11 protein-coding genes and 2 pseudogenes are annotated in these 16,997 nt (G+C 50.9%); 9 read left to right on the top strand and 4 right to left on the bottom strand.

Annotated features, from left to right (window positions below):
- Positions 1-49 precede the first annotated feature (49 nt).
- From PT300_14335 to PT300_14325, 3 genes are all read right to left on the bottom strand, one after another.
- The gene (locus PT300_14335; protein MDF7681695.1) at positions 50-397 is read right to left on the bottom strand and encodes a YacC family pilotin-like protein; all 348 of its coding nucleotides are present in this window, start codon (positions 395-397) and stop codon (positions 50-52) included.
- 763 nt (positions 398-1,160) lie between these two features.
- Complete coding sequence (locus PT300_14330; GenBank protein MDF7681694.1) at positions 1,161-1,349, bottom strand: YqaE/Pmp3 family membrane protein; 189 nt, start codon at positions 1,347-1,349, stop codon at positions 1,161-1,163.
- A gap of 434 nt (positions 1,350-1,783) precedes the next feature.
- Positions 1,784-4,159, bottom strand: a complete 2,376-nt coding sequence (locus PT300_14325) for a glucose/quinate/shikimate family membrane-bound PQQ-dependent dehydrogenase (protein ID MDF7681693.1) — start codon at positions 4,157-4,159, stop codon at positions 1,784-1,786.
- A gap of 204 nt (positions 4,160-4,363) precedes the next feature.
- On the opposite strand from PT300_14325, the gene hpt reads away from it, so the two are divergent.
- The gene (hpt, locus tag PT300_14320) at positions 4,364-4,900 is read left to right on the top strand and encodes a hypoxanthine phosphoribosyltransferase (protein MDF7681692.1); all 537 of its coding nucleotides are present in this window, start codon (positions 4,364-4,366) and stop codon (positions 4,898-4,900) included.
- Positions 4,901-4,960: 60 nt separating this feature from the next.
- Here hpt and can read toward each other — a convergent pair whose 3' ends face one another.
- Complete coding sequence (gene can, locus PT300_14315; protein MDF7681691.1) at positions 4,961-5,623, bottom strand: carbonate dehydratase; 663 nt, start codon at positions 5,621-5,623, stop codon at positions 4,961-4,963.
- A gap of 89 nt (positions 5,624-5,712) precedes the next feature.
- On the opposite strand from can, the gene PT300_14310 reads away from it, so the two are divergent.
- The 8 genes and pseudogenes from PT300_14310 to rluA all read left to right on the top strand — a co-directional run bounded on the left by PT300_14310 (position 5,713) and on the right by rluA (position 16,948).
- Positions 5,713-6,639, top strand: a complete 927-nt coding sequence (locus tag PT300_14310) for an ABC transporter ATP-binding protein (GenBank protein ID MDF7681690.1) — start codon at positions 5,713-5,715, stop codon at positions 6,637-6,639.
- Complete coding sequence (locus PT300_14305) at positions 6,636-7,406, top strand: ABC transporter permease (GenBank protein ID MDF7681689.1); 771 nt, start codon at positions 6,636-6,638, stop codon at positions 7,404-7,406. Before PT300_14310 ends, PT300_14305 begins: the two co-directional genes overlap by 4 nt.
- 366 nt (positions 7,407-7,772) lie before the next feature.
- A complete protein-coding gene (locus PT300_14300; protein ID MDF7681688.1) occupies positions 7,773-8,906 on the top strand; it encodes a DUF6531 domain-containing protein in 1,134 nt (377 codons plus the stop codon).
- A gap of 174 nt (positions 8,907-9,080) precedes the next feature.
- Positions 9,081-9,197: pseudogene (locus PT300_14295) on the top strand (RHS repeat protein).
- Between the two features lie 24 nt (positions 9,198-9,221).
- Positions 9,222-10,214 (top strand): annotated as a pseudogene (locus PT300_14290) (IS256 family transposase).
- Between the two features lie 675 nt (positions 10,215-10,889).
- Entirely contained in the window at positions 10,890-13,250 is a 2,361-nt protein-coding gene (gene polB / locus PT300_14285; GenBank protein ID MDF7681687.1) for a DNA polymerase II, read from the top strand.
- 119 nt (positions 13,251-13,369) lie between these two features.
- Positions 13,370-16,276, top strand: a complete 2,907-nt coding sequence (gene rapA / locus PT300_14280) for an RNA polymerase-associated protein RapA (protein MDF7681686.1) — start codon at positions 13,370-13,372, stop codon at positions 16,274-16,276.
- A gap of 12 nt (positions 16,277-16,288) precedes the next feature.
- Positions 16,289-16,948 carry a bifunctional tRNA pseudouridine(32) synthase/23S rRNA pseudouridine(746) synthase RluA gene (gene rluA / locus PT300_14275; protein MDF7681685.1) on the top strand — a complete coding sequence of 220 codons (660 nt, stop codon included), beginning with the start codon at positions 16,289-16,291 and terminating at the stop codon, positions 16,946-16,948.
- Positions 16,949-16,997 lie beyond the last annotated feature (49 nt).

Here is a 16,997-nt window from a genome sequence, read left to right as displayed (position 1 = left end):
ACGCTCAATGAGAACTATTTTAGCAGTACATATGCCGACATGTGGAGGATCATCCTGCGTAGGGCAGCAGATACAGCGAATTACGCGCCAGTCCTTCGCACTTTTTATGGATCGGGATTTTGATATTACTGAGATCGTAATAACTATTTTCACCGCGTGCTCTCATATTGAATTGATTGTAGTTATTCAGATCCCACTTGTTCTGTGCGGCAAACAGCACGATAGCACGGCGAATCTGCTGGCTGGAAACGTCCTGGAAACCACAGTCGTTTTTCAGAAAGATAAATACCGCTGTTAAATCGGCGATGTTTTCAGCTTCAGATTCACTTAATGCGTAACTGCACGGAGAAAGCATCAGCAGGCTACTGAGCATGACCACTCTGAAAAATCGCTTCATTATGTTTATCATAAAATTAATGAGGTACAACGTTAGCATATTTCTTACTTTTCCGCAGTGCTTTGATGCCTGACCCATCAGGCTAATTGACTTGCCATTCTGGTCTTCAGCAGTGCTCCCTGTACGCTGCGGTTCCAGCGCGCTGCCGGGCCAGACGGCCTGCGTCACTAACCAGGTGGGCCAGGCTCTAAGAAGCCAGATCAAAACAGGGGGCTATAATACACCTTTTTTAAAGCAACATATATCTTCAGAAATAAGAAACAACGTTTATTTAGAGCCTATCCCATTAGGCTATTTTACTGGCCATTTTGTCCCTGGGCAGTGCTCGAAATCCTCACGTACTCCGTGTACGCTGCGGTTTCTCCGCGCTGTCCGTGTCCAAACTGGCTGCGCCAATAACGCCTAATGGGATAGGCTCTTAATTTATTATGATTATATGGGAAAGGTACGCTTTATTACGCAATAATATAACCGGAATATTTTTTTACTACATCCGATAAATATCCATATCCTTTTATATCATCTGATGTCTGTCGTGATGACTGCGAATAGATTAAGAGCCTGATCCATCAGGCTATTTTAGTTACCATTTTGGTCTGAGCTGAATAGGGCGAAAGATATTACCTGATTCCGTTGTTTATTCAAATAGCAGGGCGCGATGAGCTATCATAAGAAAACCCTCAAAACGACCTCAGTATCATGCGAGATAAATTTCACATTGATAAAAATATTTCGAAATCGTTAAGAGGGTATAGGCAGTAAGTTATTTATCAAGTGCTTTTTTAATTTTTTGATCGGTTTTGTACTGACTGAGTGAATAGACAGCCCAGATGGTTGCTGGTATCCAGCCAATCAGTGTGATTTGCAATATCAGACAAATAATCCCTGATATTGGCTTACCGATGGTAAAAAAAGTTAACCACGGAAGAAATAATGAAATAATTAATCTCATAGAATATCCCTTGTCAGTCGTTTCATTTGGTGTAAATATATTTTTTCTATAATGTTAAAAACATTTTAAAATTTATTTCAGCGGATGGTGTTGTTATCTGAATGCTAAAACCTGGTGGTAAGATTCATGTACGACATGCTATACAGACAGAAAAACACAGTTTTTCTGTCTGTATAGTTGGCAAGAAATAAAAATAGCATATTAATGTAGCGAATAAAATAAATTTTTCATCACTGCTGGAAATTATATGTTCGATTTACCCGTAGTGTCATTACGGCGGAAATAATAGCCCAGGAGAGTCAATGCTTATAAAAAGCAGCGAAGCCTGCTGGGCCAGGCTCTAAGCGTCCATGCTGTCAGAGCCCGACGGGCTCTGACAGTACATACCCTATTGTGTCATTTATCAATCAATAACATAGCAAGGAACCGGTTGATTATTGTTCGCTATCAGGCAACGCATAAGCAACAATGTAATCACCCATTTTGGTGCCAAAGGAACCGTGACCACCTGCTGAAATCACGACATACTGTTTGCCGTTGACTTCATAAGTCATGGGGGTAGCCTGGCCGCCTGCGGGCAGACGTGCCTGCCAGAGCTTTTCACCATTACTCATGTTATAGGCACGTAAATAGTTATCCGCAGTCGCGGCGATAAATAATACATTGCCAGCCGTGGAGATAGGGCCGCCCAGCATCGGCATACCGATATTAAAAAAAGGTAACGGCACGGGCATCGGGAAAGGCAGACTATCCTGAGGTGTACCAATCCGTTTTTTCCAGGCAACTTTGTTTGTTTTCAGATCCAGGCCAGAGATATAGCCCCAGGCAGGTTGTTTGCACGGCAGCCCCAGAGGTGACAGAAAAGGATTCAGCTTCACGCCAAAAGGGACACCATATTGTGGCTGGATCCCTGCTTCCGTACCGGCGCTTTGCGCTCCCTTCGGGGGTTCTATTGGATTACCGGGACCGCGCGGGATCAGTCTGGAGACAAACGGTAACGCCATAGGATTAGCGATGGCTACCTGACGGTAAGGATCGACAGAAATTCCCCCCCATTCAAACATGCCCAGATTACCGGGAAAGACCAGCGTGCCTTGTACCGAAGGTGGCGTAAAGATGCCTTCATAACGCAACTGATGAAAAATAATACGGCACATCAGTTGATCGAACGGCGTCGCGCCCCACATATCGGCTTCGCGCAATTTGTTATGAGGTCGGAAACTCAGATCCGAAAATGGCTGCGTTTTAGACACATGATCGCCGGGTGCCGCCCCCTGTGGGACAGGACGTTCTGGTGCCGGAACAATCAATTGCCCGTTACGGCGATCGAGCACGAAGATATTGCCGGTTTTGGCTGGCGCGTAGATCACCGGAATGATTTTCCCGTTAATCTCAATATCGGCCAGTGAAGGCTGAGCAGGCAGATCCATATCCCAGAGATCGTGATGGACGGTCTGATAACTCCAGACAGGTTTCCCGGTAGTGGCGTTCAGCGCCACAATAGAGCTGGCATAGCGCTCCTGTTCGGGCGTGCGATAACCGCCCCAGATATCAGGCGTCGTAACACCGGTGGGCAAATAGACCAGATCCAGCTTCGCATCATAAGCCGCTGGTGCCCAGGAGTTAGGCGAGTTCAGGGAGAAATGATGCCCATCCTTCGGAATGGCATTGGGATCTTTCGCACCGGGATCGAACGCCCACAATAATTTGCCGTTATTCACATCAAAACCGCGGATCACGCCAGAGGGTTCGCGGGTGGAAAAGTTATCGGTAACGGCACCGGCAATGATAATGGTTTTATCAGTAATGATCGGTGGGGAAGTGGGTTCGTACATTCCCGGCGTCGTCACCGGCATATCGGTTTGCAGGTTGAGCATCCCTTTATTGGCAAAAGAGTGGCACAGCGTACCGTTATCGGCATTGATAGCGAATAACCGGCCATCGTTCACAGGCAACAGGATGCGTCGCGGGCAATCACTGTTAGCCGCTTTTGTTTCATGATAGGAAACACCGCGACAGGTCACATGCTGAAAAGAGGGATTGGTATCCAGTTGTGGATCAAAATGCCATTTTTCTTTCCCGCTTGCTGCATCAAGCGCAAAAAGGCGCTGGTGGGCTGAACACAGATAGAGTGTGTCACCTATTTTAATCGGGGTAACCTCATTCGTGATCTCACCAGGATCATTGGGCTGTTTGAGATCGCCAGTACGGAATATCCAGACTTGTCGCAGGTTTTTGACATTATCAGCATTAATCTGTTTCAGCGGGGAATAACGCTGCCCTTCCTGGTTACGGCCATAGGCGGGCCAGTCACTATCAGCCACGACAGAAATCGGCTCGGTAACGGTGGTTTCAGTGCTCAGCACACCATTCACTTCCTGGGGATCATGGCAGGCTGCCCAGATCAGAATACCGCAACCAATCAGCAGGGCGATAGTCAGCGCAGTCACCGCACCATAAGAAGGAAATAATAGACGCTGCCAGACAAAAGGCAGGATCAGCCAGATCCCTAACAGCACCAGAAGATCACTGCGTGGTGCCAATGCCCAGAAGTCAAAACCGACTTCCCAGACGGCCCACATCATCGTTGTGAGCAACAGGATAGCGTAGAGCCAGAGAGCGGAACGCCTGCCACCCCATAACATGATGGTAACCACCAACATGATCAAACCGGCGATAAGATAGTACCAGGAACCGCCAAGGGTAATCAGCCATATTCCGCCAATGAACATATACAGACCACAAAATGCAGCAAACAATACGGTCAGCACCACCAGCAGTGGGGGACGTTGCGATTTTCTTTCTGCCATAGTCAGGACACTCATCTGTTAGTGAATTTTTTGAACGTCATTAATTATAGAAGTGAACAACTGGGACGCTGGCTGCAAAACCGAATTTATGATTCCCTGCATCGCTGGCTTTCTTTTACTGTTATACTGCCGCCTCTGTTACTCAGGGTGAGCCTGTCAATAACTGAAATGATCATTCATATTAAAAGTTAACTGGTTATGTTAATGAAACATTATGTAGAAGTGATGATTCCGCAAGAGAGGATCACAGCGCGTGTCGCTGAATTAGGTCGTCAGATTGACGAATTTTATCAGGATAGCGGCAATGAAATCGTGCTGGTTGGTTTACTGCGGGGGTCATTTATCTTTATGGCCGATTTATGCCGTGCGGTACAAGTCGCGCATGAGGTCGATTTTATCACCGTTTCCAGTTATGGCAGCGGCATGTCAACCACCCGTGATGTTAAAATCCTGAAAGATCTTGACGAAGATATTCGCGATAAAGATGTCCTGATCGTCGAGGACATCATCGATTCCGGCAATACCTTAGCGAAAGTACGCGAAATACTCAGCCTGCGGCAACCGAAATCACTGGCTATCTGCACACTGCTGGATAAACCAAGTCGCCGTGAAGTCAGTGTACCGGTAGAGTTTATTGGTTTTTCCATCGCCGATGATTTCGTTGTCGGTTATGGCATCGATTATGCTCAGCGTTATCGTCATCTGCCTTACATCGGTAAAGTTGTTTTACTGGATGAGTAGCCACACAGGCTGCCCCGGTGATGCGCTATACTGTCGCCGGGGCTGAAGACGATCAATCCATTATTTGCGATGGAGCAACTTACTCTTGAGGTTAGACATTCCCTGGCGGTAACGTTGCTCAAGGGTTTCTCGGCTGGTGGCGGTGACATCAAGATTACGCAGCAAACCATCATGGAGGCCATAAGTCCAGCCATGAACGGTTATTTTCTGTCCCCGTTTCCATGCCGATTGCAGAATCGTCGAATGACCGAGGTTATACACCTGTTCGATGACATTCAGCTCACATAAGGTATCAAGACGATGCTCTTCGGCGATCTCGCCCAGCAGAGTGCTATGTTTAAACCAGATATCGCGGATATGCAGCAACCAGTTATCGATCAGACCCAGCTCAGCGTTTTCTATAGCAGCATGAACGCCCCCACAGCCATAGTGACCGCAGATAATAACGTGCTCAACTTGCAGCACATCAACGGCATACTGCACCACCGACAGACAGTTGAGATCAGTATGTATCACCAGGTTCGCCACATTACGATGAACAAACAGCTCGCCAGAATCCAGTCCGGTTAAGTGTTCTGCCGGAACACGACTATCGGAACAGCCAATCCAGAGAAAACGTGGTTTCTGATGCTCAGATAATTTGGCGAAAAAGTCGGGATCTCCCTCCACCAGCATTTTCGACCACAACGCATTATTATTGATCAGTGTATCTATATTATTCATCAGGTTTTATAGGTTGTAATGAGATGAGTGTGTTGGGTTAATATACTAAAACAACTCATTACATGTCATGGCACAAGAAGAGATAGTTAATGACCATTGCTTTGCAACTAAAACAACTGACCAAAACTTACCCGGGCGGTGTACAGGCGCTACGCGGTATCGATCTACAGGTCAAGGCAGGCGATTTTTATGCCCTGCTTGGCCCTAATGGCGCGGGGAAATCGACCACGATAGGGATTATCAGTTCGCTGGTGAATAAAACCTCGGGTGAGGTCAGCGTGTTTGGCTACGATTTACAAAAGGAAGTGGTGAATGCGAAACGCCAGCTTGGCCTGGTGCCGCAGGAGTTCAACTTCAATCCATTTGAGACAGTCCAGCAAATCGTTATTAACCAGGCGGGCTATTATGGTGTTGAATATAAAGAAGCACTTGTCAGAAGCGAAAAATATTTAACACAGCTGAGCTTGTGGGAAAAACGTCATGAATCGGCGCGCATGTTGTCGGGTGGCATGAAACGTCGCCTGATGATCGCCCGCGCACTGATGCATGAACCTAAATTGCTGATCCTGGATGAACCAACAGCCGGGGTGGATATTGAACTTCGGCGTTCAATGTGGGGGTTCCTTAAAAATCTCAATGATCAAGGCACCACGATTATCCTGACCACCCACTATCTGGAAGAGGCAGAAATGCTGTGCCGTAACATCGGCATTATCCAGCATGGGGAGCTGGTGGAAAATACCTCAATGAAAGCGCTACTGGCGAAACTGCAATCAGAAACCTTTATTCTCGATCTGGCGGCGAACAGCCCGCTTCCGGCACTGGAAGGTTATCACTATCGCATGGTGGATAACTCGACCCTGGAGGTCGAAGTCTTGCGTGAACAGGGGATTAACAGTGTCTTTGCACAGTTAAATTCCCAGGGAGTACAGGTGTTAAGTATGCGTAATAAAGCCAACCGACTGGAAGAGTTGTTTGTCACATTATTGCAGGACAAGGAAGGAGAATCAGCATGATGCAACTTTACTGGGTGGCGCTGAAAAGTATCTGGAAAAAAGAGATCCACCGGTTTATGCGAATTTGGATCCAGACGCTGGTACCACCGGTTATTACCATGACGCTCTATTTTATTATTTTTGGTAATTTAATCGGTGCGCGGATTGGGGAAATGCACGGCTTTTCCTACATGCAGTTTATTGTTCCGGGGCTGATAATGATGGCGGTAATCACCAATGCTTACGCCAATGTCTCCTCCTCTTTCTTTAGCGCTAAATATCTCCGTAATATTGAAGAACTGCTGGTCGCGCCGGTGCCGACCGATGTCATTATTATCGGTTATGTCGGTGGTGGTGTAGTCCGTGGGCTTTGTGTTGGCATTCTGGTCACCGGCGTGTCGTTATTTTTTGTTCCATTCCAGGTACATTCCTGGCTGTTTGTCGGGCTGACCCTGGTCCTGACCGCGATACTCTTTTCACTGGCCGGATTACTGAACGCCATTTTTGCCAAAACATTTGACGATATCAGTTTGATTCCGACTTTTGTATTAACACCATTAACCTATCTTGGCGGGGTATTCTACTCTCTGACGTTATTACCACCGTTCTGGCAGACTCTGTCCCACCTCAACCCGATTGTCTATATGATAAGTGGTTTCCGTTACGGTTTTCTTGGTGTCGATGATGTGCCGCTGGCGACAACATTTGGTGTGTTAATTGTCTTTATCGTGATTTTCTATGCGTTGTGCTGGTACTGGATCAAGCAGGGGAGAGGATTACGGAGCTAAGCCACTGACGGTAGATTTAGATCCAGTGAGGCTATGGTGACGGATAACTGTATCCGCCACCATAGCAGATAGCCGATTCCGGGGTTATACGGTAAAGCCTGCCACGCGCGGTGGTAATTAAAAATGAATAATTGTTGCATTCCTCATTATTCAATCCGATAGCAATATATCGCCCCCTGTGGCAGACTCAGACCATCAAAATCCATCATCCTTGCTTATTAATCACCTCTTTGATCACAAGGAACGGCCATGAGAAAAGGCAACACCATCGAAAAACTGCAGTATGTGCTGCCGCCGCTCGGCACGGTCGATGGCGGCAGCGCTAATCCGCCGGTGAAGAACGACTGGTGAGCCGAATGGGGCGAGATGGTTCACAGCGGGCTCGATATCATCGGCGCGGTGCCGGTGGTGGGCATTCTGGCTGATGGGGTTAACGCGGTTATCTATACCGCCGAAGGGGAGTATGGTCAGGCAGCGCTGTCAGCCACTTCGGCAGTAGTCAACCTTGTTCCCGGCGCGGGCGGCATATTTAAAGCTGGCAAAATGGCCGCCCGGATTAATAAGGCGCTCGGTAAAACCAGTGCGGTGAAAGCGGTGGAGAAAACCGCACTCCAGGCAGAAAAGACGGCGGTAAAAGCTGAAAGCCGGGCAGCCGGAAAAAGTGCCAGTCATACCCTCAGCGCCAAAAAAGCAGGCAGTGAAAAGGGCGGCAGCCATCAGAGTCGCAACAGCCGCAAGAGCGAGCCCTGCAAAATCCCGGCAGAGCCACTGTCGCCACTGACTGGCCACCCGGTTAACGCGATTCTGGGCATCAAGGTGTTGTATGGCGATGAGGATAACGACTTTGACTTTCCGGCCGCGATACCCCTGACATGGCAGCGTTACTACTTCTCGGATGAAATCAGCAACGGCTGGCTGGGTCAGGGCTGGTTTCTGCCACTGTCGCTGAGTGTGCGTCAGCAGGATGATATGCTGATATTCACTGACGAACAGGGCTGGGATATCCGCTTCCCCTGTCCGCCACCCGGCGAACTGCCGGTGATGAATCGTTATGAACAGCTGAAGGTCAGCCGACCTGAGGAAGACACGGTCTGCATCTGCGCCGCCGATGAATCCCGCCACTGGCACTTCAGCCATCAGCCCCGGCCAGGCCACTGGCTGCTGTCCGCAATCACTGACCGCAATGAAAACCGCCTGACCATTGACTACAACAGCCGCAATCAGCCAGAGCAGATAACCGACAGCGCCGGGCGGCGCTTTTTGATTGAATTTTCCTCCCTGTCGCTGACGAATGGTGGCACTGTTGAGCGCATCACCGGGGTTAGCGTCTGCCACCCCTCCGACCCGCTCAGCGCCGACAGGCTGTGCCAGTATGACTACTCGTCAGAGGGCGACCTTATCGCGGTGCGCAATGGCCAGGGAGCAGTACTGCGCGAATTCCGCTACCAGCAGCATATGCTGACAGCTCACCGGCTGGCAGGCGAGCTGGCCTGTTTCTGACCAGGGCAACCTGACCCGGATTTGCGATGCCGCTTCCGGTATTCAGCGTCTCACTTACAACAGTGCCGGGCTGGTCACCCGTCACACTGACTGCAGTGGTCGCACCACCACGTATGACTATGACCGTCATGGCTGGCTGAGGAGCAGACTGACGCCGCAGGCAACCGCACGCAGATGCTTCATCGTCAGGATGGCCGGGTGGTGAAAATCACTCACCCTGACGGCGGCACGGAAACCTTCAGCTACGACCGCTGGCAAAGGCTCACCGCCTGGCGCGACCCGCAGGGCCAGGTCACACAGTGGCAGTATGCCGACGATGGCCAGATTGAAATCAGTACGCCACGTGACCGCGAAAATACCTTTGAACCTCAGCTTATTAAGAAGAACCAGACCCGTATCACACAGATGGACAGCCAGATTTTGTCCCGGTATGCCAGAGGCATGACCACACGTGAAATCGTTGATACATTTAAGGAAATATATGATGCGGATATGTCACCTACTCTGATATCTAAAGTCACTGATGCGGTGAAAGAACAGGTTATCGAATGGCAAAACCGCCCGCTGGATGCCCTGTATCCCATTGTTTACCTTGACTGTATTTTCGTAAAAGTCCGTCATAATGGCAGCGTGATTAACAAAGCCGTGTTCCTCGCGCTGGGTATTAATACCTCAGGTCATAAGGAACTGCCGGGTATGTGGCTGGCTGAAAACGAAGGGGCAAAATTCTGGCTCAGTGTCCTGACAGAGCTGAAAAACCGGGGACTTCAGGATATCCTGATTGCCTGTGTGGACGGCCTGAAGGGCTTTCCGGATGCCATCAACAGTGTTTACCCGCAGACCCATGTCCAGTTGTGCATCATTCACATGGTACGCAACAGTCTGAAATACGTATCGTGGAAGGACTACAAAGCCGTTACCGGTGCCCTGAAAGCGGTGTATCAGGCTGCCACAGAGGAAGCGGCACTGATGGCACTGGATAAGTTTGCCAGCGAATGGGATGAGAAATACCCACAAATCAGTAAGAGCTGGCGTGCGCACTGGGAAAATCTCAATACGTTCTTCGGTTATCCGCCCGATATCCGCAAAGTCATCTACACCACCAATGCCATTGAATTGCTGAACAGTGTGATCCGTCAGGCGATAAAGAAACGAAAGATGTTCCCGACAGACGACTCAGTACGGAAAGTGATTTATCTGGCAATCCAGTCAGCCTCAAAAAAATGGAGTATGCCGATCCAGAACTGGCGACTGGCAATGAGTCGTTTTATTATTGAGTTTGGTGATCGCCTGAGCGGGCACCTTTAATACGGTAATACGGTGGCAGTTACACAGAATGATTTACAGAGTCGTTTTCTTTGCTCTTCTCGGCATCACCTGTTTTCTGGCGTTATCCCTCTGTTTGTGATGTTTTGGTTGGCCCCGTTATGGGCGAAGATCAGATGTCGAAAAATTTTGCAATTATCTTCTTCGGAACCCCGCCGATGGCGATAGCGGGTGGGATTACTGGCTGGCGCACGGGCAGAAAGCTGTTAAAAAAGCGCGCGGTGAGCAAACGGTAACGCTATCACCGGAATATCCCGAGACACTGCCATTGGGTATTGGGAGAATATTATGACCGTGATTAAACTGGTTCTCTTTACACTTCTTAAAATGCTCACCACACTTTACCACGAGCAAGTCCATATGGCTATCGCGCCTAAGTTCTACTTGTTGCGTGAACTAAGAGGATACCAGATTGTACAAAAAATAGTTACGGGACCCACCCTAACATTTAACAAAAATCACAAGCTATTTGTTTTCCCCGATCCCGATCCGGATTTAATGTCACGCAGTCCGCCAAACATTGTTAAGCCGCGCCCTTCAGAGTTCTGCCCCTTACCCTAAACCTGCTCGGGTTACCTTTAGACAGCAGAAATCCGCGTGCTTTAGGGCGTGGAGGATGTCAAAATCAGGCCAGGTTTTATTTGATGAGAGCATGGCGTGATCCAGCCACGAGAAGGCTTTTTACTGACCCGTCACTGGCGCGATACCCCACAGGGTAGCGAGCTATCTTTCTGGCTGGCTACTGATGATGGCCCGCTACAGGTTATCCTGCCAGCACAGGAGTCGGTGATGTTTATTCCGCAAAATCAACGGCCACGGGTGGAGCGTCTGCTGCGGGGCGAAAGAAATCTGCGCTTCGCTGCACTTAGTTTACAGGATTTTCATCATCAGCCCGTTTTTGGCCTTTATTGCCGTACTCACCGTCAGTTAATGCATATCGAAAAAAAGCTGCGTGATAACGGCATCTGCGTGTATGAAGCCGACATCCGTCCCCCCGAACGCTATCTGATGGAGCGTTTTATTACTGCGCCAGTCTGGGTCGAGGGAGAGAAGCGTGGGTCGCAGCAACTGATCAATGCGAGGATGAAACCCCATCCCCACTACCGGCCTACGCTAAAGTGGGTCTCGCTGGATATTGAAACCAGCCGCCACGGTGAACTGTACTGCATAGGTCTGGAGGGGTGCGGGCAGCGGGTCGTCTATATGCTGGGGCCGCCGACCCCGCCCACGGTGACCGTCGATTTTCAGTTAGAGTACGTTGCCAGCCGTCCACAACTGCTGGAAAAACTGAATGCGTGGTTTGCGCTCCACGATCCGGATGTCCTGATTGGCTGGAATCTTATCCAGTTCGATTTACGCATTTTGCAGCAACATGCCGAACGTTATCGTATTCCGCTCCAGCTTGGCCGGGGAAATACGCCTCTGGAGTGGCGGGAGCACGGTTTCAAGCCTGGGGTGTTTTTCGCCCAGGCTCCGGGGCGGTTAATTATCGATGGTATCGAAGCATTGAAATCCGCATTCTGGCGCTTTTCCTCTTTTGCGCTCGAAGCGGTAGCGCGCGAGCTGCTTGGTGAAGGCAAAGCGATAGATAATCCGTGGCAACGACTGGATGAGATCGAGCGCCGTTTTCATGAGGATAAAACGGCGCTGGCCCGTTACAATCTCCAGGATTGTCAGCTGGTGACCCGTATCTTTCACACCACCGAAATCATGCCGTTTCTGCTGGAACGGGCAACGGTTAATGGTCTGCCTGTCGATCGCCACGGCGGTTCTGTCGCCGCGTTCAGTCATCTCTATTTTCCACGCATGCATCGCATGGGCTATGTGGCGCCCAATCCGGGGGAAGTGACGCCACAAGCCAGCCCCGGAGGTTACGTCATGGACTCACGCCCGGGCCTGTATGATTCTGTACTGGTACTGGATTATAAAAGCCTCTACCCCTCGATTATTCGTACCTTTTTGATCGACCCCATCGGGCTAATTGCAGGCATGGCCCAACCGGACAGTGACCACAGCGTGGCGGGGTTTCTGGGCGCGCATTTTTCCCGGCAACATCACTGTCTGCCAGCGATCATCAGCCAAATCTGGCACAGTCGCGACGAAGCGAAACGTCAGCATAATCAGCCGCTCGCCCAGGCGCTGAAAATCATCATGAATGCTTTTTATGGCGTACTCGGCACCCCGGCCTGTCGTTTTTTCGATCCCCGTCTGGCGTCATCGATTACGCTGCGCGGCCATGCGATTATGCGCCAGACCCAGGCGCTGATCGCCTCGCAAGGCTATGACGTTATCTATGGTGACACCGATTCCACTTTCGTCTGGCTCAAACGTCGTCATGATGAAGAAGAAGCTGCCCATATCGGCAACCAACTGGTCAGTTACGTTAATCAATGGTGGGCGACAGAGCTGGCGCGGGAGCAGCTTACCAGTGCGCTGGAACTGGAGTTTGAAACCCATTTTTGTCGCTTTTTTATGCCCACCATTCGCGGTGCCGATATTGGCAGCAAGAAACGCTATGCAGGGCTGATTCAGCAGGGCGATACCCAACGGATGGTCTTTAAAGGGCTGGAGACGGTGCGTACCGACTGGACGCCGCTGGCGCAACAATTTCAGCAGGCGCTCTACTGGCGTATTTTCCACAATCAACCCTATCAGGCCTATATTCGCCAGACTATCGCGCAACTGATGCGCGGGGAGCTGGATGATCAGCTTATCTACCGTAAGCGGCTGCGTCGTCCGCTGGCGGAGTATCAGCGCAATGTGCCGCCACACGTGCGCGCCGCCAGACTGGCCGATGAGCAAAATATCAGGCTGGGGCGTCCGCCACAATATCAACAACGTGGTAACATATGTTATGTCTGGACACTTAACGGCCCAGAACCGGTGGATTATCAGCAATCAGCGCTTGATTATAACCACTATCTGGAAAAACAATTGCAGCCGATTGCTGAAGGAATACTTCCCCTGCTCAATGATGATTTTGCTACAATAGCAACAGGTCAGTTAGGGTTATTTTGACAGGTGACTATCACTTCAGCATTCAGTACCATAGCGCCCTTTTCGCCCCAGAAATCCATCATTATCCCTCTGGTGTGAATAACCTTTGCCCCATTTCAGAATTCAAGAGTCGAATAGATATGCCTTTTAAACCTGGTCAACGCTGGATTAGTGATACCGAGAGCGAACTGGGGCTGGGAACGGTCGTTGCACTGGACTCACGTACCGTGACCCTGCTTTTCCCGGCCATCGGCGAAAATCGCCTGTACGCGCGTCATGACTCCCCCATCACCCGTGTGATGTTTAATCCCGGAGATATCATCACCAGCCATGAGGGCTGGCAACTGCGGGTTGATGACATTAGTGAACAAGAGGGATTGCTGACCTACATCGGGACGCGGCTGGATACCGAAGAGACTCACATCGCGTTACGTGAAGTGTTACTGGATAGCAAGCTGGTATTCAGTAAACCCCAGGATCGCTTATTTGCCGGGCAGATTGATCGCATGGATCGGTTTGCGCTGCGCTATCGCGCACGCAAACATCAAAGTGAGCAATACCGGATGCCGTGGAGTGGCCTGCGCGGGCAACGCACCAGCCTGATCCCACATCAGCTGCACATCGCGCATGATGTCGGTCGCCGCCATGCGCCGCGTGTCCTGCTGGCGGATGAAGTCGGCCTCGGCAAGACTATCGAAGCCGGGATGATCCTCCATCAACAGTTGCTCTCCGGCGCGGCCACCCGCGTGCTGATCATCGTGCCTGAGACCCTGCAACATCAATGGCTGGTGGAGATGTTGCGTCGTTTCAATCTCCGCTTCTCACTGTTCGATGATGAGCGCTACACCGAAGCCAGCAACGATATTGACAATCCCTTCGAAAGCGAGCAACTGGTTATCTGTTCCCTGAATTTCGCCTGTCGCAACAAAGCACGCCTTGCACAGCTGACCGACGCCCAATGGGATCTAATGATCGTCGACGAAGCGCATCATCTGACATGGAGTGAAGCGGCACCGGGTCGCGAATATCAGGCGATTGAGCAACTGGCCGAACAGATCCCCGGCGTGCTGCTATTAACCGCCACGCCGGAGCAGCTGGGCATGGAGAGCCACTTTGCCCGTCTGCGTCTGCTCGACCCCAGCCGTTTCCACGATTTTAATCAGTTTGTCCAGGAGCAACAAAATTATCGTCCGGTCGCTGATGCGGTCGCCCTGTTACTGGAAGGCAAAAAACTCAATAATGACGAACTCAATACCCTGAGCGATCTGGTGGGCGAACAGGATATTGAACCGTTACTCCAGGCAGCGAACAGCGATCATGATGACGCCCATCTCGCACGCCAGCAACTGATCACGCTGTTAATGGATCGCCACGGCACCAGTCGTGTTCTGTTCCGCAACACCCGTCATGGTGTTAAAGGCTTCCCGCAGCGTGAATTGCATACCATTCGCTTACCGCTGCCCCCCCAGTATCAAACAGCGATGAAAGTCGCGACGCTGATGAGTGCAGGTAAAATCACCGAGCAACGTGCCCATGATATGCTCTATCCGGAACAAATTTATCAGGCATTTGAAGGCGATAGTGGCACATGGTGGAATTTCGACCCCCGTGTCACATGGCTGAGGGATTATCTGACCAGCCATCGTTCGCAAAAAGTGCTGGTGATTTGCGCACACGCCGCCACTGCGCTGCAACTGGAACAGGTTCTGCGCGAGCGTGAAGGTATCCGCGCAACGGTCTTTCATGAAGAGATGTCGATCATTGAACGTGATCGGGCTGCAGCATGGTTTGCCGAGGAGGATACCGGTGCGCAAGTGCTGTTGTGCTCAGAAATTGGCTCCGAAGGGCGTAACTTTCAGTTTGCCAGCCAACTGGTGATGTTCGATCTGCCGTTCAATCCGGATCTCCTTGAGCAGCGTATCGGTCGTCTTGACCGTATTGGCCAGGTACATGATATCCAAATCTATGTGCCGTATCTGGACAATACCGCACAATCGGTGCTGGTGCGCTGGTATCACGAAGGGCTGGATGCGTTTGAACATACCTGTCCCGTTGGCCGCACCATTTACGAACAGGTGCATCACTCACTGATAAACTATCTCGCCTCCCCGGAAAATGACGACGGTTTCGCTGAGCTGATTAAATCCTGTCGCCAGCAATACGATGTTCTGAAAGCCCAACTTGAGCAGGGACGTGATCGTTTACTGGAGATCCACTCTAACGGTGGTGAGCAAGCGCAGGCGCTGGCGCAGACGATTGCCGCCCAGGATGACGATGTCGCGCTGATCACTTTTGCCATGAGTCTGTTTGATATTATTGGTATTAACCAGGATGATCGCGGTGACAATCTGATTGTCCTGACACCGTCTGATCATATGCTGGTGCCCGACTTCCCTGGCCTGCCTGAAGATGGCTGTACCATCACCTTTGATCGTAACATTGCGCTGTCCCGTGAAGATGCCCAGTTTATCACCTGGGAACATCCGCTGATCCTCAACGGCCTCGATCTGATCCTTTCCGGCGATACCGGCAGCAGCACTATCGCGCTACTGAAAAACAAAGCGTTACCGGTAGGCACACTGTTACTGGAGCTGATTTATGTGGTTGAAGCGCAGGCACCGAAACAGTTGCAGCTTAATCGCTTCCTGCCCGCCACCCCGGTACGGATCTTACTGGATAAAAATGGCAATAACCTCGCCAGTCAGGTGGAGTTTGAAAGCTTTAACCGTCAGTTAAGCGCCGTCAACCGCCATACCGGCAGTAAGCTCATCAATGCGGTACAAGCCGAAACGCATGCGCTGTTACAGTCCGGTGATGCACAAATGGCAGATATCGCCCAGACGCTGATCAGTGCCGCGCGTCAGGAAGCGGATGATAAACTGTCGGCAGAGCTGTCCCGTCTGGAAGCGCTGAAAACCATTAATCCGAACATTCGTGATGATGAACTGTCTGCCATCGAAGACAACCGCCAGCAGGTGATGGCGGCGCTGGCGGAGGCCAGCTGGCGTCTTGATGCCTTGCGGTTAATTGTCGTCACTCACCAGTAACGGAACAGCAAGATGGCGATGGAAAACTACAATCCCCCCCAGCTTCCCTGGCTGGTTATCCTCTACCAGGATGCAGATATTATGGTCGTCAACAAGCCTGCGGGCTTGTTGTCAGTGCCGGGACGACAGGCGGAGCATAGAGACAGCGTTATAACGCGCATCCAGCGCGATTTTCCACAGGCAGAGTCCGTCCATCGCCTCGATATGGCAACCAGCGGCGTGATGGTGGTCGCCTTAAGCAAACAGGCGGAACGCGAACTCAAACGCCAGTTTCGCCAGCGTGAACCGCAGAAACAGTATGTTGCCTGTGTCTGGGGCCACCCGCAGAAAGCTTCCGGGCGGGTGGATCTGCCGCTGATCTGCGACTGGCCGAACCGACCGAAACAAAAAGTCTGCCATGAGACCGGCAAAGCGGCGCAGACAGAATATGAGGTTCTGGCGTATCACGATGATAACAGTGCGCGTCTGCAACTGAAGCCCATCACCGGGCGCTCACACCAGCTACGGGTGCATATGCTGGCGATCGGTCACCCTATTCTCGGTGACCGCTTTTATGCGCCACCGCCAGCACTGGCACGCGCTCCCCGGCTGCTGTTACACGCTGAACAATTGATCATCACTCATCCGCTATCCGGCAATCGGATGACTTTTCACGCCGCCGCTGATTTCTGAGACATTCGGCTACCGCCAGAAGCCTGAACATGAGAAAAATCATGGTAAT

Source organism: Enterobacteriaceae bacterium ESL0689 (assembly GCA_029433525.1).
Classification (GTDB): Bacteria; Pseudomonadota; Gammaproteobacteria; order Enterobacterales; family Enterobacteriaceae; genus JAQTIF01.
Note: the sequence above shows the minus strand (reverse complement) of the source record. Positions and strands in the feature narration are given on the sequence as shown.

What these genes read in the sequence shown, in the direction of transcription:
- PT300_14335 (MDF7681695.1), bottom strand. Translation starts at nt 397, where the DNA reads ATGAAGCGATTTTTCAGAGTGGTCATGCTCAGTAGCCTGCTGATGCTT.
- PT300_14330 (MDF7681694.1), bottom strand. Translation starts at nt 1,349, where the DNA reads ATGAGATTAATTATTTCATTATTTCTTCCGTGGTTAACTTTTTTTACC.
- PT300_14325 (MDF7681693.1), bottom strand. Translation starts at nt 4,159, where the DNA reads ATGGCAGAAAGAAAATCGCAACGTCCCCCACTGCTGGTGGTGCTGACC.
- hpt (MDF7681692.1), top strand. Translation starts at nt 4,364, where the DNA reads ATGAAACATTATGTAGAAGTGATGATTCCGCAAGAGAGGATCACAGCG.
- can (MDF7681691.1), bottom strand. Translation starts at nt 5,623, where the DNA reads ATGAATAATATAGATACACTGATCAATAATAATGCGTTGTGGTCGAAA.
- PT300_14310 (MDF7681690.1), top strand. Translation starts at nt 5,713, where the DNA reads ATGACCATTGCTTTGCAACTAAAACAACTGACCAAAACTTACCCGGGC.
- PT300_14305 (MDF7681689.1), top strand. Translation starts at nt 6,636, where the DNA reads ATGATGCAACTTTACTGGGTGGCGCTGAAAAGTATCTGGAAAAAAGAG.
- PT300_14300 (MDF7681688.1), top strand. Translation starts at nt 7,773, where the DNA reads ATGGTTCACAGCGGGCTCGATATCATCGGCGCGGTGCCGGTGGTGGGC.
- rapA (MDF7681686.1), top strand. Translation starts at nt 13,370, where the DNA reads ATGCCTTTTAAACCTGGTCAACGCTGGATTAGTGATACCGAGAGCGAA.
- rluA (MDF7681685.1), top strand. Translation starts at nt 16,289, where the DNA reads ATGGCGATGGAAAACTACAATCCCCCCCAGCTTCCCTGGCTGGTTATC.